We start from the raw sequence: 17,409 nt of genomic DNA, 5'->3' as shown, positions 1-17,409 counted from the left end.
GCGCGGTCAGCGGCCCTGCCGGTGGTACTCGGCGTTGGGGGTAAAACCCAGGGCGCTGCTGACGCGGTTGGTCATGTTGAACATCCCGATGACCTGCGTGGCTTCCAGGATGGCGTGGTCGGTGAGGCCCGCCGCGCGGAGGTCACGCAGGTCGGCTTCGGTCATGTGCGCGGGCGTGAGGGTGAGTTTCTCGGCGTAGGCGCACAGGGCCGCCTGCTGCGGCGTGAGGGGGGCGTGACGCCAGTTCACGGCGACCGTGTCGGCCAGGGCGGCGTCACCGGTGTAGTCGCGCAGGGCCGCGCCGTGGGAGACCGCGCAGTACACGCAGCGGTTCAGGCCGCTGACGACCACGGCCAGGAGTTCCCGGTCGGCGTTCTTCAGGTGCCCTTCGCGGTTTACCAGGGTGTTGAAGTCGTGCCACCACGCCAGGAACGTGTCGGGGTTCAGGGCCTGCGCGCGGAACACGTTGGGCACGAAGCCGAGGTTTCCCTGGGCTTTCGCCCAGAGTTTCTGCACGCCTTCGGGTGCGGTCGCTTCGTCGGGGACGGCCAGCCAGGAGATGCGGTTCATGGTGCTTCAGGGTACGCCGCGTGGCATGATCGGTCGCGTGAAGCTGGCCGTCCGTCCCCTGTACGCGAACGTGTACCTGCTGAGTACCCCGGCGGGGCGGCTGCTGGTGGACAGTGGCGCCCTCTCGCACGCGCCGCGGTTCGCCCGGCTGCTGCGGGCGTTCCGGCCGGACGCCCTCCTGCTCACGCACGCGCATGTGGATCACGCCGGGAACGCGTTCCTGGCGCAGCGGGCGGGCGTGCCGGTGCTGGCGCACCCGCTGGAGCACCCGGCGCTGCTGGGGCAGGTGCATGACCTGCCCTATCCGTCCGGCTTTCCCGCCCTGGGCCGCGTGATCTCCCGCGCGCACCCGAAGCTGCGCGCCGTGCAGGCCACGACGCCCGGTCAGGACGTGCTGGGCTGGCAGGTCGTGCCGCTGCCCGGGCACACGCCGGGGCAGACCGGGCTGCTGCGGGACGGGGTGCTGATCGCGGGCGACGCCGTGGTGGGGGGCGCGGACGGCGCGCACCTGCCCCGCGCGGCGTACAACCACGACCACGCGCAGGCGCTGACGACGCTCAGGGGCCTGCTGGACCTCGACCTGCGTGAGGTCTGGCCCGGGCACGGTGGCCGCCTCACGCCGGGGCAGATCCGCGCCCGCGCTGAGCGGAATGGTTGATGGTGAACAGTTGATGGTTAATGGAGGGCGCGCACTCCCTTCCGTCAACCATCGACTGTCAAACTTCTACAGCGTCACTTCTTGGGTTCGTCGGCGACCTGACCGGTGACGCCAGGGGCGACCCAGGACATGTTGTTCAGGTCGGCGATGCTGGCGACCTTCCCGGCGGGGACGCGCAGGATGCCGTTGCGGTCTTTCAGCGGCCCCGCGAACGGGTCGAACTTGCCGCCCTTCTCCATGTCGGCTTTCAGGGCCATGACGCGGTCGTACACGCTGGTTTTCTTCCCGGCGACGGTGATCGTCCTGGCTTTCAGGGCGGGGACCCATTTGGGGTTGATGGCCATGCCGTCCTGCGCGCCCAGTTCGACGCTGCCGCCGCGCAGCAGGTTCCAGTAGTCGACGGTCTGGAGGTTCTTGTTGGTGTAGGTGCCGTTGCGCACCTTGGTCAGGAAGTCGATGTAGATCTTGTCCCAGTGCACGAGCTGCCCGCTGACCACGTAGTCGGGCGCAAACTTGTACATGGGCGAGTAGTGCGCGAAGGACGGGATCTTGCGCGCGGCGGCCGTCTGCACAACGCTGGCGGTGTCCTCGGTGAAGGCCAAAGCGCCCGCGCCCTCGCTGATCAGGGCCTCGGCGGCCTCGCGGGCCTTGTTGGGGTCGAACCACGCGTTGATCCATTTGACGCTGACGGTCGCCTTGGGGTTCACGGCGCGCGCGCCCATGGCGAAGGCGCTGATGTGCCGCTTGAGTTCGGGCACGGGGAAGGCCCCCACGTAGCCGAGCTTGTCGGACTTGCTGACGGCGGCGGCCATCATGCCGTTGAGGTAGTAGATCTGGTAGAAGTCCGCCATGTACGTCGCCATGTTCGGCAGGCGCTTGAAGCCGCTGGCATGCGCGAAGATCACGTTCGGGTACTTCTTGGCGGCGTCGTAGGTCTGGTCCATGAAGCCGAAGGACGTGGTGAAGATGACCTTGCAGTTGTCCTTGACCAGCCGGTCAATGACGGGCATAGCCTGCCCCTCGGGCACGCTCTCGACGTACTTCGTTTCCAGCCAGGGGAGGGCCTTCTCGGTCTTCTTGCGGGCCTCGTCGTGGGCATAGCTCCAGCCGATGTCGCCGACCGGGCCGACGTAGATGAAGCAGGCCTTGAGTTTGCCGGGCTGCTGGGCCTGCGCGGCGGGGCTGGCGGCGGTGCTCAGGAGTGCCAGGGACAGGGGCAGGGCAGTGAGGAGTGCTTTCTTCATGGTGAACCTCCGGGGACGGGGTGACGCCTGCCTTTATTGTGACTTCATTTTGTTCCCAGGAAAAGGGACAGTCTGTCTCGGTGGACCGGACCTCTGCCGGATGAGGACGGACCAACGTGCAGATTGTCACCTCGGGGCCTGCCAGGACGCATCTCCTGGGCGGGCGACGGTGTCTGGGCCCTGCGCGTGGGGTGTCTGGCGTGACAGTGATGTCAACCGTTTGGGCGCAGGCTGCATACAACTCTTCAGGAGGTTCCCCCATGAGTGACCGCACCCCCCCACCGGAACGACCCGATCCCGAGTCCAGCGAGCGCCGCATCCTGACCCCGGGCAGCCCCAACCCCCGCCGGGAATTCCTGCGCAGCGCCGCCCTGTTCACCGCCACGGCCGGCGCGCTGGGGGGCGGCCTGGAACTGCTCACCCGCCGCCCCGGCGGTCCCGGCGCGGCCGAGGCGCAGGGCGCCGCCTTCACCCGCCCGGCCCGCCCGCTGGGCCCGTACGACACCAGCGAGGCCGTCACGCCCTACGCGCAGGCCACCTCGTACAACAACTTCTACGAGTTCGGGCTGGACAAGAGTGACCCCGCCCGCATGGCCGGCAGCCTGAAGACCCGCCCCTGGACCGTGCGCATCGACGGCGAGGTCCGCAAGCCCATGACCGTGGACATCGACACGCTGCAGGGCTGGTTCCCGCTTGAGGACCGCGTGTACCGCATGCGCTGCGTGGAGGGCTGGAGCATGGTCATGCCCTGGCTGGGCTTCCCGCTGGCCGCCCTGATCCGCCGCATGGAACCCACGAGTAAGGCGAAGTACGTCCAGTTCACGGCGCTGCTGGACCCCAAGCAGCTCCCCGGGCAGAAGCAGGCCGTGTTGCAGTGGCCCTACGTGGAGGGCCTGCGCCTGGACGAGGCGCTGCATCCCCTGGCGTTCATGGCGGTCGGTCTGGACGGGCGGGTGCTGCCCGGTCAGAACGGCGCGCCGCTGCGGCTGGCCGTGCCCTGGAAGTACGGCTTCAAGAGCATCAAGAGCGTCGTGCGGATCACCCTGACCGAGAAGCAGCCGCAGACGACCTGGGCGCTGGCGGCCCCGCAGGAGTACGGGTTCTACGCGAACGTGAACCCGGCAGTGCCGCACCCCCGCTGGAGTCAGGCGACCGAGCGCCGCATCGGTGAACTGGGCCGCCGCAAGACCCTGCCGTTCAACGGGTACGCCGAACAGGTCGCGGGCCTGTACAAGGGCATGGACCTGAGGCGGTTCTTCTGACCAGCCCGGCCCGCCCGCGCCGCGCGTCCCTGAGCTGGCTGCCCCCGGCCGTGACCGTGGGGGGTCTGCTGCCGGCAGCGGTGCTGCTGCTGGACGCTGCGACCGGGCAGCTGGGTGCCAATCCCATCCAGCGGGCCACGCTCCAGACCGGGCTGCTGACGCTGGCGCTGCTGGTGCTGTCGCTGGCCTGCACGCCCCTGCGCCTGCTGACCGGCTGGACGTGGCCCGCCCGCATCCGCAAGCCGCTGGGCCTGCTGGCGTTCGGGTACGCCGCGCTGCACTTCCTGATCTACCTGCTGGACCACTCCTTCGACCTGTCACTGATGACCGAGGACATCCTGAAGCGCCCGTTCATCACGGCCGGGTTCACGGCGCTGCTGCTGCTCGTGCCGCTGGCGCTGACCAGCACGCCCCGCGCGGTCAAGCGGCTGGGCTTCCAGCGCTGGACGCGCCTGCACCAGCTGGCGTACGTGGCGGTCAGCCTGGGCGCGCTGCACTACTACTGGGGCGTGAAGAAGGACCACACCCAGCCGCTGATCTACGCCGCCGTGATCGCCGCGCTGTTCGCCGTGCGCCTGCTGAAACGCCGACCGGCGCGCGGCGCCGCGCGGTCACGGCCGGTCAGCGGCGGCTGAACCGGCCTGGACCGGACGGCGGAGGCCCGGCGGTGCAGTCGCCGGGCCTCCCGCCTTCGCGCCTAGCGTTCGCCGCGCACGTAGGGGCGGCCCAGCGCGGCGGGGGCGTCCCCGGCCTGTCCGCGCAGACCCGCCAGGGCCAGCACCACGAGCACGAGGATGAACGGCATGGCGCTGAACACCTCGGTGGGCACGTTGCTGTTGCCCTGGAGGCGGAACTGCAGGTAGTACAGGAACCCGAAGAACAGCGCCCCGGCGATGGCCCGCAGGGGCCGCCACCCGACGAAGATCACCAGCGCCACGGCGATCCAGCCCAGGCCCCCCACCATGTTGTCGGCCCACGAGGACCGGTACGAGAGCGCCAGGAACGCGCCCGCCAGCCCGGCCAGCGCGCCGCCGCCCAGCACGGCCAGCACGCGGGTCAGGCCGACGTTCACGCCCAGCACGTCCGCCGCCGCCGGGTTTTCCCCCACCGAGCGCAGCGTCAGGCCGGAGCGGGTGGCGTTCAGCCAGAAGGCCAGCAGCCCTGCCAGGATCAGCGCGGCGACCGTGAACGGACTGATCGTGAAGCTCCCCAGCGTCCAGTCCTGAACCTTGTTGAAGAGGGGCAGGCCCTCGAACTTCTTGCCCAGCAGGCCCGCCGCGCCCGTGCCGATTAGCGCCAGGGCCAGCCCACTCACGAACTGGTTGGCGCGCAGCGTGACGGTCGCCACGGCGTGCAGCCCAGACAGCGCCGCGCCCGCCAGCATGGCCGCGCCGACCGCCGCCCACAGGCTCGCGTCCGGACTCCTGGACGCCACCGCGAACGCCGCGAGCGCGCCGACGGCCATCATGCCCTCCACGCCCAGGTTCACCACCCCGGCGCGTTCGTTGAGGATCGCGCCCAGGCACGCGAGCAGCAGCGGCGTCCCGACCGCCAGGGCGCGCACGAGCGCCTCTACGACAATGCTATCCATACAGGACCTCGGTGGAGGAGAGGAGGCGGCTCACGCGCGGCCCCACTTGACGCGGTGGCGGACGAAGACTTCCGAGGCGATCAGGCACAGCAGGATCACGCCGCTGAAGATGTCCACCACGCGGAAGGGCAGGTTCAGGTCGATCTTCAGCAGGTCGCCGCCCGCCAGGATCACGGCCATCAGGGGCGCGGTGATCAGGCACAGCGCCGGGTTCCCGCGCGCCAGCCACGCCACGATCACGGCAGTGAAGCCGTACCCCAGGCTGATCTGACTGGCCTCCAGGAGGCGGTGGTGGATGCCCGCCACCTCGCCTGCGCCGGCCAGCCCCGCCAGCCCCCCGGTGAGCAGCGCGACCAGCGTGGCGACGCGCGCGCTGCTGAGGCCCGCGTAGTGCGCCGCACCGGGGTTCTCCCCGACGACGCGCAGCGCGTACCCGAAGGTGGAGCGCGAGAGCAGCCACTGGAGGCCCAGCGCCAGCGCCACGCCCAGCAGCAGCGTGGGCCAGTGCACCTGCGTGCCGCTCAGGGTGGGCAGCCACGCCCCCTGCGGGAAGGTGTCGGTGTAGATGTACCCGCGCACGTCCTTGCCCTTCCACGGCCCGGCGATCAGGTACGTGACGAGCGCCACGGCGATGTAGTTGAGCATCAGGGTGGAGAGGATCTCGTTCACGTTCACGCGCCGCAGCGCCGCCGCCACGAGCGCCCACAGGCCCCCGCCGATGAAGCCCGCCACGAACACGGCCGGGACGAGCAGCGCGCCCGGAACGGGCAGGAACAGCGCCGTGCCCGCCGCGAACACCGCGCCGAGCAGCAGCTGGCCCTCCGCGCCGATGTTGAAGAACTGCGCGCGGAACGCCAGCGCCAGCCCCGCTCCGATCAGGAGCAGCGGAATGGTGCGCCGCCCCACCTCGGCCAGCCCGGTCGGGTCGCCCAGCGTGCCGCGCAGCATCGTGCCGTACACCTCCGCCGGGGACTGCCCCGCCAGCGCGAACACCAGCGCGCAGACCAGCAGCGCCACGACCACCGACGCCACCGTGACCAGTGCCGTGCGGGCCGCCGAGGGGGCCGTGACTGCCACGAACCTCACGCGCCCACCCCCTGTGTGGCTCCGGGCAGGCTGTGGGGGTGCGCGCCGCCCATCAGGAGGCCCAGCGACTCGCGCGTGACCTCGGCCACCGGGAACGGCCCCAGCAGCGAGCCGCCCACCATGACCGCCACGCGGTCCGAGAGGCTGAGCAGTTCGTCCAGATCCTCACTGACCAGCAGGACGCCCGCGCCGTCCCCCGCGCGGTCCAGCAGCACCCGGTGCACCTGATCGGTCGCGCCGATGTCCAGCCCGTAGGTCGGGTGCACCGCCAGGATCAGTTTCGGCTGCCCCGCCAGTTCCCGCGCCAGGATCAGCTTCTGGATGTTCCCGCCCGACAGCAGCCGCGTGGGCGTGTGAATGCCCGGCGTGGCGACCGCGTAGGCCTCCACCTCGCGCCGCGCCCGCTCGTCCGTGGCGGCAATGTCCCGCGCCAGTCCGCGCGCCAGTGGGGGCCGCTCGAAGTCCCGCAGGGCGAGGTTCTCCGCGACCGTCATGCTCGGCACCGTGCCGCTGTGAATGCGGTCCTCGGGAATGTGCGCCACGCCCGACCGGAAGCGCGCCGCCGCGTCCCCGGTCAGCGCCTGCCCGTCCAGCGTGACCGAGCCGGTCGCCGCGTGCAGGCCCGCCAGGACCTCCACCAGTTCGCTCTGGCCGTTCCCGGCGATCCCGGCCACGCCCAGCACCTCGCCCCGGCGCAGCTCGAAACTCACGCCGCGCAGGGCGTGCAGGCCCCGCGCGCCCTGCGCGCTCAGGTCCCGCACGCTCAGCAGCGCGCCCGCGTCGGCGGCCGGGCCACCCGCGCGCTTGCGGGTGAAGTCCACGCTGCGGCCCACCATCAGTTCCGCGAGGCTCTCACGGGTCGCGCCCTGCGTGGATACGCCGCCCACGACCCTGCCGCGGCGCAGCACCGTCACGCGGTCCGCCACCGAGAGCACCTCGTCCAGCTTGTGCGAGATGAAGATCAGGCTGCGTCCGTCCGCCTTCAGTTCGCGCATCACGCGGAACAGGCCCTCGGCCTCCTGCGGGGTCAGCACGCTGGTGGGCTCGTCGAGGATCAGCACCCGCGCGCCGCCCAGCAGGGCCCGCACGATCTCCACGCGCTGCTTCTCGCCGGGCGACAGGTCCGACACGCGCGCGTCCGGGTTCACCTCCAGCCCGTACCGGGCGGACAGTTCACGGACCTGCCCCGCCACGCGCCGCGCCGGGAACAGCCCGCCCACGCGGCCCAGCGCCAGATTCTCCGCCACGGTGTGCCGCGACACCAGCAGCGGATGCTGCGGCACCAGCCCGATCCCGAGCCGCCGCGCCTGCGCCGGACTGCCGATCCGCACCGGCTGCCCCGCCAGCTCCACCGCGCCCTCGTCGGGCTGGTACAGGCCGTACAGGATCGAGATCAGGGTGCTTTTCCCTGCGCCGTTCTCGCCCAGCAGGGCCAGCACCTCGCCCGCGTGGACGGTCAGCTCCACCGCGTCGTTCGCCACGACGCCCGGGAACCGTTTCGTGATGCCGCTCAGCCGCAACGCGGGTGGGCCAGCCGTCTGCCTCTCCGAATGCTTCACAGTCCATCCTTCCACCGGGGCGGGCACCCGCCAGCCGGTTCCTTCACGGAACCTTAAACCAGTGTGCGGACAGCCTAACCAACCCCGCGCGCCGCCGTGCCCACACGCCCACACAGGCCCGGTGACCGGCCGCGCGGCCCCTCACACCCCTGGGCGGTATCGGTCCCGGCTGGCCGGGGCCTGAGGGAACCATGTGCAAGGAGCGCGCCGACGGCGCTCAGTACAGCGCGCCCCCGGGAAAGGCCACCACCTCCGCGATCCCGTGCTGGTTGAGCCGCGCGATGAAACCCGCGTCCTCGCGGTACGCCATGCCGCTGTCCATCGCCACGCACAGCCGGTTCGCGTAGGGCACCGGCGCGCCCGCCCCCAGCGTCGGGCCGTGCAGCGTCTCATCCAGCAGCACGTACACCGGGGTGTGGCCGTGCACGATCCGCTGCCCCCCGAAGGTCTGGAGGGTGCGCCGCGCCTTCGCCTCACCCTGGGCCAGCGCGAACGCCAGCCGCTCCGTGAACCAGTTCAGGAACAGCCCCCACTCGTCGGCGTCCGGGGCCGAGAGCAGGCGCGCCACCTCGGCATTGACCTCCTCCAGGGTGCTGCCCAGCCGCACGTACATCATGCTGTCGGCGTGAATGAGCAGGCACCCGTGCGACGCGGCCATGACCGGCCGCGACGACAGCCACGCCAGGTCGCTGGGTTCGAGCAGATCCGCGTCCCGCAGCTGCCCCCCGTTCTCCAGCCAGTACTGCCGGTACCCCAGGCGGTCGAGCGGATCCTGATGCCGGAACACCAGCGCCGCCAGGAACATCACCTCGTGGTTGCCCAGCAGCGCCGTCACCTGCCCGCCGACCTCCTTCGCCTGCACCTCCAGGCTGCGCACCAGCCGGATGACCTCCAGGCCGTGCGGCCCCCGGTCCACGTAGTCGCCCAGGAACACCAGATGGGTGTCCCCGGCCGTCCACGAACCGTCGAAGTCGATCAGGCCCGCGCGCAGCAGCGTGGCGCGCAGCTTGTCGTACGCGCCGTGGACGTCCCCCACCACCCACAGGGGTCTCATGGCAACACCGTCAGCGGCGCGGAGAAGGAGGAGGCGGGCGGCACGCCCAGCAGGATACGGCGCCCACGCGCGGACGGCATGAACGCTTGCCCCGCCGCGCCAGCCGCAGCCGGGCGCCGCCGGTCAGTCCTGCTCCGCACCGTCCCCCGCCTCTTCGCCCTGCGGCAGGGTCCGCCACTTCGTCATCCGCTCGGTGATGTCCTCCTGAATGCGCCGCACGTTGCTCTCCAGGCCCAGGCGCGTCGCGTCCAGCTGGTGGCGCAGCCGCATGATCTCCTCGACACCCGCGAGGTTCACGCCGAGTTCCTGGGTCAGGCGGCGGATCTCGCGCAGATGCTCGATGTCGCGTTCGCTGTACAGCCGCGTCTTGCCGCTGCTGCGCCCCGGGCGGATCAGCTGCTTGCGCTCGTACAGGCGCAGCGTCTGAGGATGCATGTCCACCAGTTCCGCCGCGATGCTGATCACGTACACCGGCCGGTCGCGCGGATCGAGCCGGCCGTCCGGGGCGGGCAGCGCCTCGGGCCGCTGGGCCTGCTCGCGCAGCTCCCCCTCGATCCGCTCGATCTCCGCCTCGAACTCGCCCTGCATGTCGTCGAGCTCGTGCTGGAGGCGCATGACCTCCTCGACGCCCGCGAGGTTCACGCCGAGTTCCTGGGTCAGGCGGCGGATCTCGCGCAGGTGCTCGATGTCGCGTTCGCTGTACAGCCGCGTCTTGCCACTGCTGCGCCCGGGGCGGATCAGGCCCTTGCGTTCGTACAGGCGCAGCGTCTGGGGGTGCATGTCCACCAGTTCCGCCGCCACGGAGATCACGTACACTGGCCGGTTTTTCGCGTCACTGGGCATACCTTCCCTTGAGTATACCGGAGGCAGTGTTTCTGAGACCGTGCCGCGTAGAGGTTCTGGGTGGGGCGCGGCAGCGCGGGGCGGCGACCGGGGCGCGGGTCCGGCCTCGCAGCCGCCCATCCCGGACGCCCCGCGCCCGGCAGCCCGTATCATCCCCCCATGACCACGCCTGATCTGAGTGCCCTGCTCGACCGTGACCGCGCCAATGCGGAGCTGTTCGACCTGCTGCGCCTTCCCTCCGTCAGCGCCGATCCTACCCGCACGGCCGACATGGCCGCCACCGCCGAGTTCCTGCGCGCCAAACTGGCGGGCCTGGGCTTCACGGCCCGCATCGACCCCACCGCCGGGCATCCCGTCGTGTACGCCGAGCGCCTGAACGCCCCACACAAACCCACCGTCCTGATCTACGGCCACTACGACGTGCAGCCCGAGACGCCGCTGGAGGAATGGGTCACGCCGCCCTTCGAGCCCACCGTGCGGGACGGGCGCATCTACGCGCGCGGCAGCACCGACGACAAGGGACAGGCGTACGCGCACGTCAAGGGCGTGGAACTGCTGCTCTCGCAGGGCGAACTGCCCGTGAACGTGAAATTCCTGCTTGAAGGCGAGGAGGAGATCGGCAGCCCGAACCTCGAACCGTACCTGCGCGACCACGCCGACGAACTGAAAGCCGACGTGATCGTCATCAGCGACGGGAGCCGCTTCGCGCCCGACGTGCCCACCATCACCTACGGCGTGCGCGGCCTGAGCTACGTCGAGATTCACGTCCAGGGCGCCAACCGCGACCTGCACAGCGGCAGCTACGGCGGCGCCGCCCCCAACCCCATCAACGCGCTGGCCGAGATCATCACGCGCCTCAAGGACGACCAGGGCCGCGTCACCATCCCTGGCTTCTACGACGGCATCGACGAGCTGACCGACACCGAGCGCCAGATGTGGGCCGACCTGCCCCACGACGACGCCGCGTTCGCCGCGAGCATCGGCGTGCCCGCCCTGCCCGGCGAGGCCGGCTACAGCACCCTCGAGCGCCTGTGGGGCCGCCCCACCCTCGACGTGAACGGCATCTGGGGCGGCTACCAGGGTGAGGGCAGCAAGACCGTCATCGCCGCCAAGGCCGGCGCGAAGGTCAGCATGCGCCTCGTCCCCGGCCAGGACCCCGAACGCATCACGGGGCTGATCAGCGAGTACGTCCCCACCCTCGCGCCAGCAGGCACCACCGCCGTTGTGCACCCCCACCACGGCGGCCGCCCCTTCAAGTTCGACCTGAACAGCCCCTACAACCTCGCCGCCAACCGCGCCCTCAAGCGCGTCTTCGGCCGTGAAGCCGTGTTCGCCCGCACCGGTGGGAGCATCCCGATCGTGGCGGCCTTCAACGACCTGCTGCACGCCCCCGTGCTGTTCGTGGACCTCGGCCTGAACGAGGACGCCCCCCACAGCCCCAACGAGAGCTTCGCCGTCAGCGACTACCACAACGGCATCCTCACCAGCGCCTACCTCCTGCAGGAACTCGGCGCGCCCACCAGCGCCGAATGAAACTCGGCTTTCTCGCCTCGCACGGCGGCAGCGCCGCGCGGCACCTCGTCGGAGCCTGCCAGCGCGGTGAGCTGGACGCCACGCCGGTCGCGCTGGTCAGCAACAACAGCCGCTCCCCGGCCCTGGCCTGGGCGCGCGAGGCGGGGCTCGCCGTCGCGCACCTCAGCAGCGCGAAGTACCCCGACCCGGACGACCTGGACGCCGCCATCCTGGGCGTCTTGGTGGGCGCGGGCGCGGACACGCTGGTCCTCAGCGGCTACATGCGCGAGATCGGCCCGCGCGTCCTGGCGCACTTCGCGGGTCGCCTCGTGAACATCCACCCCAGCCTGCTGCCCCGCCACGGCGGGCGCGGCATGTACGGCGACCGCGTCCACGAGAGCGTCCTCGCCAGCGGTGACGCGGAGAGCGGCGCCACCGTGCACCTCGTCACCGCCGGGATCGACGAGGGGCCCATCCTCGCCCAGGCCCGCGTGCCCGTCCTGCCGGGCGACGACCTCACCAGCCTCAAGGCGCGTGTGCAGGCCACCGAGGGCGACCTCATGCTGCGCGCCGTGCGCAGCCTCGCGTAGACACAGGAGAGGGGCATGAAACGGAAAGTCTTCGACCTGCGGCCCTGGGCGCGCGTGACCCGGCACGACCAGACCGTCCTGCACGTTCCCGGGCACGTGATCGTGGACTTCGTGGCCCACGAGGTGCACCGTCCGCTGGACGTCCCCATTCCCGGTCAGGCCGGCCTGAGGCGCGTCCTCGACAGCGGCTACCGCTGGGTGCGCGCCCACCCCACCAGCGGCGAGGGCGTCCCGGGCAGCGCCCTGACCGTGCAGCTCGATCCCAGCGGCCGCCCCGTGCAGTTCTACATCGACCTGCACGGCGGCGAGGGCTGGCACGACAGCGGCCACCCCTGGCACGACGACCTGTACCTCGACGTGATCGGCCACCCCGCCGAGCACGACCCCTGGGTGATCGACGCGACCGCCATCATCGACGGGGACGAACTCGACGAGGCCGTCACGCAGGGCCTCGTCAGCCCCGATCAGGCGGACGCCACCTGGGCACACGCCCGGCAGGTCGAGGCCCAGCTCCGGTCGGGAACCTATCCGCCCCTGCACGTCCTGAAACGCTACCTGGAAGACCCGTACACCTGAGGGGGCAGGCCGGTCTCAGTGGTGGGACATGCCGGCCGGTGCGGGCAGCGGCGTGGCCTCACGCGCGCGCAGCAGGCTGCCCAGGGTGTGGATCTCGCCACCCTGCGCGGCGGTGACCTGCCGGGCCAGACCAGCGACGAGCGGCTGCGGGCTGCCGGTCAGGGGCCGCGCCATGAGCAGCGCGCCCTGGTGGTGGCGGAGCATCAGGCGCAGGAACTGCGTTTCGGCCTCGCGGACCGGCAGGGTCTTCAGCGAGAGGAGTTCATCGGGTGTGGCGAGGCCCATCATGCCCGCGTGCATCGCGCCGGGCGGCGCGCCGTCCGGGGCGTTCCAGCGGCGCAGCCACGCCTCCATCTGCCGGTTCTGCTCCTCCTGACCCAGCTGGATATCGAGCGCCAGGGAGCGCACCGAACGGTCCCGCGCGACCTTCAGCACGAGGACGCTCATGGTGACCGCCTGATCGTGGTGCATGCGCATGTCCTGCACGAACCGCACCTCCGGACTGTCCGGCGCAGGGGTGACCGGGCGGGGCTGGGCGAGCAGCAGCGCGCCGCCCACCCCCAGGGCCGCCAGGACGACCAGCGCGCCGCGCCGGTTCATCTGGGCTCGGATCGAATGGTTCGCCAGAATCGTTCAATCCGAGTGGATGCGACTCGCAGAGCTGCCCCGCAGAGAGGCAGCAGAGCGGAGTCCGGGCGTGGAGTTGGCCCCCCGGGGCCTCTGCGGGTGGACGGCGAAACAGACGAAAGCCGGTTCAAGCGACCGTCACGCCCCGCACCCCTCCTGCCCCTGGCGGTCGAAGTGCCGCTGCCGCTCCCGGAACGCCGCCTTCTGCTCCAGCGTGGTCCGCGCGTGGCAGTGCTCGCAGCTCACCCCCTCCTCGAACAGCGCGTGCGCCCGCTCGGCCTCACCCAGCGGCCAGCCGCACGAATGACACATCACCGCCGCGCCCTCCCGCAGCCCATGCCCGACCGTCACGCGCCCGTCGAACACGAAACACTCGCCGTCCCAGCGGCTCTGCTCCTCGGGCACGTCCTCCAGATATTGCAGAATCCCGCCGCGCAGGTGAAACACGTCCCGGTACCCGCGCTGCCGCAGCAGGCTCGTGCTCTTCTCGCAGCGGATGCCCCCCGTGCAGAACATCGCCACGCGCTTCCCCCGCAACTCCTCCGCATGCTCATCCAGCCACGCGGGAAACTCCCGGAACGACTCGATCCCCGGATCCACCGCACCCCGGAACGTCCCGGCCTTCACCTCGTACCGGTTGCGCGTGTCGATCACGACCACGTCCTCCGACTCGATCAGCGCGTTCCAGTCGCCCGCCTCGACGTACTGCCCGACCTCCCGCTCCGGCGCGACCGGCACGCCCAGCGTCACGATCTCCCGCTTCAGCCGCACCTTGAACCGCTTAAAAGGCTGTGCCGACGCGCCGGACTCCTTGTACTCCAGCCCCGCGAAGCCCTCGGCGAGCAGCGCCGCATGCAGCGCGTCAATCCCCGAGCGGCTTCCCGCGACCGTCCCGTTGATCCCCTCGGACGCCACGATCAGCGTCCCGCACAGCCCCCTGGCCTCACCCATCGCCAGCAGCCGCTCCCGCAGACCCGCCGGGTCCGCCACCGCCCGGAACTGATACAGCGCCGCCACCACGAACGGCGCGGAAGAAGGCATTTCAGGGGCAGGGTAAGGCACGACCGACATCCGGCACAGGATAGCGGACGGGTGGCTGTGAGCTCTGGTGGTACGAGGGGTTACAGCTGCCGGGCGTAGGCCATGTACGTGCGGACGCCCGGCGTGAAGAGCAGCGCGGCAGCCAGCATGTGCAGCCCGCCCAGCACCACCGTGACCGCCACGCCGCCCAGCGCGCCCGTCCAGAGGAGTAGCAGCGCCACGACCACGCGGGCCCAGTCCCGCCCCTGGTACACGTTCCAGCACAGCCAGCCGGTCAGGGCCAGCGAGATCAGCGGCGGCACCGGCGAGGCTGCGTCCGCCGGATGCACTGAGCCCTTCGGCGCATTTCCTGTTCGGGCCCTTCTGTTAGCCTTGCGGGCGTGTCTGTGCCGTCCACCCTGATTGCTGCGTCGAACGTGTCGGTGTTGTTTGGCGAGCGGGTGGTGCTGGACGGCGTGAGTGTGGGTGTGTCGCTGGGTGAGCGGGTGGCGTTGCTGGGCCGGAACGGGGCGGGGAAGACGACGCTGCTGCGCGTGCTGACCGGGGAGCGGGTGCCGGAGGAGGGTGAGGTGTGGCGCGCGGAGGGCCTGCGGGTGGCGGTGCTGGAGCAGCATCACGCGCACCCGGCGGGGCGGAGTGTGCGGTCGCTGGTGGACGCGGCGCATCCGTACCGGGCGCTGGAGGTGAGTCTGCTGGAGCTGGAGGCGGACCTGGGTGATCCGGAGGTGCTGGCACGCTGGTCGGCGTTGCACGCGCACCTGGAGGACGTGGAGGCGTTCCGCTGGCCGTCGCGCGTGGCGCGGGTGCTGGGCATGCTGGACCTGACGCGCTTTCTGGACCGGGACGCGAGCACGCTGTCGGGTGGGGAGCGGACGCGGCTGGCGCTAGCGCTGGCCCTGGCGCGTGAACCGGACCTGCTCGTGCTGGATGAACCGACGAATCATCTGGATATCCGCATGCGGGAGTGGCTGGAGGGCTGGTTGCGGGCGTTCCGGGGTGGGGTGCTGCTGACCAGTCATGACCGGGAGTTTCTGGACGCGGTGGCGACGCGCAGCGTGTGGCTGGAGCACGGCGCGGCGACCGGGTATCCCGGGGGGTACTCGCGGGCGTCGGCGCAGCGGGAGCTGGAGCGGCGCACGCAGGCCCGCGCGGCGCGGCTGGGGGAACGCGAGGCGCAGCGGCTCTCGAGGAGTGTGGAGGTGCTGGACCGCTGGGGCCGCCGCTCGCGGGGCCTGAAGACCCGGGCGGAGCGGCAGAGCGTCCCGGAGGCGCCGCTGCCGGAGCGGCAGATCCGCATGCGGCTGCTGGCGGGGACGGCGCGCGCGCCGCTGGTGGCGTGGGGCGAGCACCTGAGCAAGGCGTACGGGGACCGGCCCGTGCTGTCGGAGGCCGCCTTCCGGCTCAGGCAGGGGGACCGGGTGGCGCTGATGGGCGCGAACGGCACGGGGAAGACCACGCTGATGCGCCTGCTGTCCGGCGAACTGCACCCGGACCCGCCCGCGCCGGACCCGCTGACAGGCGAGACCGGGCCGCTGCCTGCGCTGCGGGTCGCGCCGGGCGTGACGGTCGCCAGCCTGGACCAGACGTGGCACGGGCTGACGCCGGGCGAGGGCCTGCACGCGCAGTTCGAGCGGCGCTTCGGGCGGCAGGCGAATACCCTGCTGGGCCGCGCGGGTTTCGGGGCGGAGGACTGGCTGAAAACCCCAGAGGTGCTGTCGGGCGGCGAGCGGGCGCGGGCCGGGCTGGCACTCGTGAGTGGCCTGCGGGCGGACCTGCTGCTGCTGGACGAACCCACGAACCACCTGGACGTGGAGGCGTTGCTGGCGCTGGAGGGCGCGGTGCAGGCGTACGGGGGCGCGGTCGTGATCGTCACGCACGACCGCCGCTTCGCGCGGGAGGTCGCCACGCGCCTGTGGGTCATCGAGGACGCCGCGCTGCGCGAGGTGAGCGGCTGGGGCAGCCGCGAGTACCTCGACCCGGCTGCGACGCTGCAGGGCGACCCGCCGCCCCCGCCACCACCGCCCACGCCCCGGCAGCGCCTCGCGCCGCTCGAAACCCAGCTGGCGGCCCTGCGGGCGGAACTGGACCGCCCGCCCGGCAGCCTGACCGGGCGCGAGGAGGCCCGCGTGCGCGCCCAGGCGCACGCCGTGCAGCAGGGCCTGTACGGCCTGTACGCGCAGGTGTGGAGTGCTCCGCAGTTCGACGCGGAGGTCCGCGAGCCGCCCCTGACCGTCCGCGCGCAGCGCCTCGGCGACTCGGGCGGGATGTTCTGGGCCGCGCACGACGAGGGCTGCCCGCACCTCGCCTGGGACGGACAGACGCTGCGCTGGAACGGCGAGCCGCCCGCGTGGTTCGGCGCGGCGCTGCTGGGCGGGGCGCTGCGCGTGCTGTTCGAACGCTGGAACGTGGGCCGGGTGGGGCTCGGGGACGGCGGCCTGGTGCTGACCCGCCGGGCGTACTTCGAGCGGCTGGGCCTCGCGCCGGGACGGGAGGGGACGCGCCCCGCCCCGTGAGGGCACGCTATACTCGCGCGCATGGAAGACCTCATCAAGGGCCGCCTCGGCGGAGCGGACGGCTACAGCATCCGCTGCGCCATCGACGGCGACACCATCAAGGGCCGCGCGGGCGGCAAGCTGCACGGCAAGGACATCAACCTCGAGATCACCGAACGCGGCGTGCAGGGCAACGTCGGCGCCGACTCCGTGAAGATCGAGCTGGAAGACGGCGAGCTGCGTGGCAACGTCGGCGCGCAGAAACTCACGCTGCGTGGCGTGGACCGCGTGACCGGCTTCATGGGCGAACCCATCGTCGGCTGGAACGTCGTGGCGCAGCAGACCGGCGAGAAGCTCGTCGGACAGCTGGGCAGCACCGTCCTGGGCCGCCCCTTCGAGCTGGACCTGGGCAGCGCCCCTGGCTGGGTGGGCACCCTGGTGGCCGTCGTGGCCTTCTACGCGCTGGAACCCCGCGCGAACGTCACCGTCGGCTGAGCTGACCCCTCACGTCGGCGCCGCCCCTGCAATCAGCGGGGGCGGCGCTCTTCGTGGCCCGGTGCCGGGGCGAGGTGGGGGCAGGGGCGCGTTTCTCACCTCATACGGATTCCGTTTGTTTCGCCGGCAATCCGGAACTTCACCGGATCGCCAGCTCCACGTCCGGGACCCGTTTTTCTCCCACTCGCTCCGCTCGGATTGAACGGGCT

General features: G+C 71.5%; 18 protein-coding genes. 8 read left to right on the top strand and 10 right to left on the bottom strand.

The window, feature by feature from the left end; genetic code table 11:
• Positions 1-6: 6 nt before the first annotated feature.
• Complete coding sequence (locus AUC44_RS09360; RefSeq protein WP_062158383.1) at positions 7-570, bottom strand: peroxidase-related enzyme; 564 nt, start codon at positions 568-570, stop codon at positions 7-9.
• A 25-nt stretch (positions 571-595) separates the two neighbouring features.
• On the opposite strand from AUC44_RS09360, the gene AUC44_RS09355 reads away from it, so the two are divergent.
• Positions 596-1,228, top strand: coding sequence for an MBL fold metallo-hydrolase (locus AUC44_RS09355; protein ID WP_062158382.1), 633 nt, complete (start codon positions 596-598; stop codon positions 1,226-1,228).
• Positions 1,229-1,302: 74 nt separating this feature from the next.
• Here AUC44_RS09355 and AUC44_RS09350 read toward each other — a convergent pair whose 3' ends face one another.
• Positions 1,303-2,472, bottom strand: a complete 1,170-nt coding sequence (locus AUC44_RS09350) for a BMP family ABC transporter substrate-binding protein (RefSeq protein ID WP_082689014.1) — start codon at positions 2,470-2,472, stop codon at positions 1,303-1,305.
• A gap of 260 nt (positions 2,473-2,732) precedes the next feature.
• On the opposite strand from AUC44_RS09350, the gene msrP reads away from it, so the two are divergent.
• Positions 2,733-3,734, top strand: coding sequence for a protein-methionine-sulfoxide reductase catalytic subunit MsrP (gene msrP, locus AUC44_RS09345; protein ID WP_062158381.1), 1,002 nt, complete (start codon positions 2,733-2,735; stop codon positions 3,732-3,734).
• A 56-nt stretch (positions 3,735-3,790) separates the two neighbouring features.
• Positions 3,791-4,369: a protein-methionine-sulfoxide reductase heme-binding subunit MsrQ gene (locus AUC44_RS09340; RefSeq protein WP_082689176.1), complete on the top strand. Its 579-nt coding sequence runs from the start codon at positions 3,791-3,793 to the stop codon at positions 4,367-4,369.
• Positions 4,370-4,431: 62 nt separating this feature from the next.
• On the opposite strand, the gene AUC44_RS09335 is transcribed toward AUC44_RS09340, so the two are convergent.
• The 5 genes from AUC44_RS09335 to hspR all read right to left on the bottom strand — a co-directional run bounded on the left by AUC44_RS09335 (position 4,432) and on the right by hspR (position 9,867).
• Positions 4,432-5,325, bottom strand: coding sequence for an ABC transporter permease (locus AUC44_RS09335; RefSeq protein WP_062158379.1), 894 nt, complete (start codon positions 5,323-5,325; stop codon positions 4,432-4,434).
• A gap of 30 nt (positions 5,326-5,355) precedes the next feature.
• On the bottom strand, positions 5,356-6,411 hold the full coding sequence (locus AUC44_RS09330) for an ABC transporter permease (RefSeq protein WP_062158378.1): 1,056 nt from the start codon (positions 6,409-6,411) through the stop codon (positions 5,356-5,358).
• A complete protein-coding gene (locus AUC44_RS09325) occupies positions 6,408-7,970 on the bottom strand; it encodes an ABC transporter ATP-binding protein (protein WP_157445264.1) in 1,563 nt (520 codons plus the stop codon). Before AUC44_RS09325 ends, AUC44_RS09330 begins: the two co-directional genes overlap by 4 nt.
• Positions 7,971-8,187: 217 nt before the next feature.
• A complete protein-coding gene (locus AUC44_RS09320; RefSeq protein WP_062158376.1) occupies positions 8,188-9,024 on the bottom strand; it encodes a metallophosphoesterase in 837 nt (278 codons plus the stop codon).
• A gap of 123 nt (positions 9,025-9,147) precedes the next feature.
• On the bottom strand, positions 9,148-9,867 hold the full coding sequence (hspR, locus tag AUC44_RS09315) for a heat shock protein transcriptional repressor HspR, fused homodimer type (protein ID WP_062158375.1): 720 nt from the start codon (positions 9,865-9,867) through the stop codon (positions 9,148-9,150).
• Between the two features lie 159 nt (positions 9,868-10,026).
• Here hspR and AUC44_RS09310 point away from each other — a divergent pair, with 159 nt between their 5' ends.
• From AUC44_RS09310 to AUC44_RS09300, 3 genes are read left to right on the top strand one after another with little or no spacing between them, the layout of a single operon-like run.
• Positions 10,027-11,400 carry a dipeptidase gene (locus tag AUC44_RS09310; protein ID WP_062158374.1) on the top strand — a complete coding sequence of 458 codons (1,374 nt, stop codon included), beginning with the start codon at positions 10,027-10,029 and terminating at the stop codon, positions 11,398-11,400.
• On the top strand, positions 11,397-11,969 hold the full coding sequence (gene purN, locus AUC44_RS09305) for a phosphoribosylglycinamide formyltransferase (RefSeq protein ID WP_062158373.1): 573 nt from the start codon (positions 11,397-11,399) through the stop codon (positions 11,967-11,969). The genes AUC44_RS09310 and purN overlap by 4 nt, the downstream gene beginning before the upstream one ends.
• A gap of 15 nt (positions 11,970-11,984) precedes the next feature.
• Entirely contained in the window at positions 11,985-12,545 is a 561-nt protein-coding gene (locus AUC44_RS09300; protein ID WP_062158372.1) for a DUF402 domain-containing protein, read from the top strand.
• Positions 12,546-12,560: 15 nt separating this feature from the next.
• On the opposite strand, the gene AUC44_RS09295 is transcribed toward AUC44_RS09300, so the two are convergent.
• From AUC44_RS09295 to AUC44_RS09285, 3 genes are all read right to left on the bottom strand, one after another.
• Positions 12,561-13,145, bottom strand: a complete 585-nt coding sequence (locus tag AUC44_RS09295; RefSeq protein WP_062158371.1) for a DUF305 domain-containing protein — start codon at positions 13,143-13,145, stop codon at positions 12,561-12,563.
• A 165-nt stretch (positions 13,146-13,310) separates the two neighbouring features.
• Positions 13,311-14,213 (bottom strand): oxygen-dependent tRNA uridine(34) hydroxylase TrhO, encoded by a 903-nt coding sequence (trhO, locus tag AUC44_RS09290; RefSeq protein WP_231724404.1) that lies wholly within the window; start codon positions 14,211-14,213, stop codon positions 13,311-13,313.
• A gap of 80 nt (positions 14,214-14,293) precedes the next feature.
• Positions 14,294-14,515, bottom strand: a complete 222-nt coding sequence (locus tag AUC44_RS09285; RefSeq protein WP_062158369.1) for a hypothetical protein — start codon at positions 14,513-14,515, stop codon at positions 14,294-14,296.
• A 78-nt stretch (positions 14,516-14,593) separates the two neighbouring features.
• Between AUC44_RS09285 and AUC44_RS09280 the strand changes: the two genes are divergently transcribed.
• Both AUC44_RS09280 and AUC44_RS09275 read left to right on the top strand, forming a co-directional pair.
• Positions 14,594-16,726, top strand: a complete 2,133-nt coding sequence (locus tag AUC44_RS09280; RefSeq protein ID WP_231724403.1) for an ABC-F family ATP-binding cassette domain-containing protein — start codon at positions 14,594-14,596, stop codon at positions 16,724-16,726.
• Positions 16,727-16,747: 21 nt separating this feature from the next.
• Positions 16,748-17,200 (top strand): hypothetical protein, encoded by a 453-nt coding sequence (locus AUC44_RS09275; protein WP_062158368.1) that lies wholly within the window; start codon positions 16,748-16,750, stop codon positions 17,198-17,200.
• Positions 17,201-17,409: the final 209 nt, after the last annotated feature.

Origin of the sequence: Deinococcus actinosclerus, assembly GCF_001507665.1 — a bacterium.
GTDB classification, from domain to species: Bacteria; Deinococcota; Deinococci; order Deinococcales; family Deinococcaceae; genus Deinococcus; species Deinococcus actinosclerus.
The sequence above is the reverse complement of the archived record's forward strand: the minus strand, read 5'-3'. Positions and strand labels throughout refer to the sequence as shown.

What these genes read in the sequence shown, in the direction of transcription:
- AUC44_RS09360 (WP_062158383.1), bottom strand. Translation starts at nt 570, where the DNA reads ATGAACCGCATCTCCTGGCTGGCCGTCCCCGACGAAGCGACCGCACCC.
- AUC44_RS09355 (WP_062158382.1), top strand. Translation starts at nt 596, where the DNA reads ATGATCGGTCGCGTGAAGCTGGCCGTCCGTCCCCTGTACGCGAACGTG.
- AUC44_RS09350 (WP_082689014.1), bottom strand. Translation starts at nt 2,472, where the DNA reads ATGAAGAAAGCACTCCTCACTGCCCTGCCCCTGTCCCTGGCACTCCTG.
- msrP (WP_062158381.1), top strand. Translation starts at nt 2,733, where the DNA reads ATGAGTGACCGCACCCCCCCACCGGAACGACCCGATCCCGAGTCCAGC.
- AUC44_RS09335 (WP_062158379.1), bottom strand. Translation starts at nt 5,325, where the DNA reads ATGGATAGCATTGTCGTAGAGGCGCTCGTGCGCGCCCTGGCGGTCGGG.
- AUC44_RS09320 (WP_062158376.1), bottom strand. Translation starts at nt 9,024, where the DNA reads ATGAGACCCCTGTGGGTGGTGGGGGACGTCCACGGCGCGTACGACAAG.
- hspR (WP_062158375.1), bottom strand. Translation starts at nt 9,867, where the DNA reads ATGCCCAGTGACGCGAAAAACCGGCCAGTGTACGTGATCTCCGTGGCG.
- AUC44_RS09310 (WP_062158374.1), top strand. Translation starts at nt 10,027, where the DNA reads ATGACCACGCCTGATCTGAGTGCCCTGCTCGACCGTGACCGCGCCAAT.
- purN (WP_062158373.1), top strand. Translation starts at nt 11,397, where the DNA reads ATGAAACTCGGCTTTCTCGCCTCGCACGGCGGCAGCGCCGCGCGGCAC.
- AUC44_RS09300 (WP_062158372.1), top strand. Translation starts at nt 11,985, where the DNA reads ATGAAACGGAAAGTCTTCGACCTGCGGCCCTGGGCGCGCGTGACCCGG.
- AUC44_RS09295 (WP_062158371.1), bottom strand. Translation starts at nt 13,145, where the DNA reads ATGAACCGGCGCGGCGCGCTGGTCGTCCTGGCGGCCCTGGGGGTGGGC.
- trhO (WP_231724404.1), bottom strand. Translation starts at nt 14,213, where the DNA reads ATGCCTTCTTCCGCGCCGTTCGTGGTGGCGGCGCTGTATCAGTTCCGG.
- AUC44_RS09275 (WP_062158368.1), top strand. Translation starts at nt 16,748, where the DNA reads ATGGAAGACCTCATCAAGGGCCGCCTCGGCGGAGCGGACGGCTACAGC.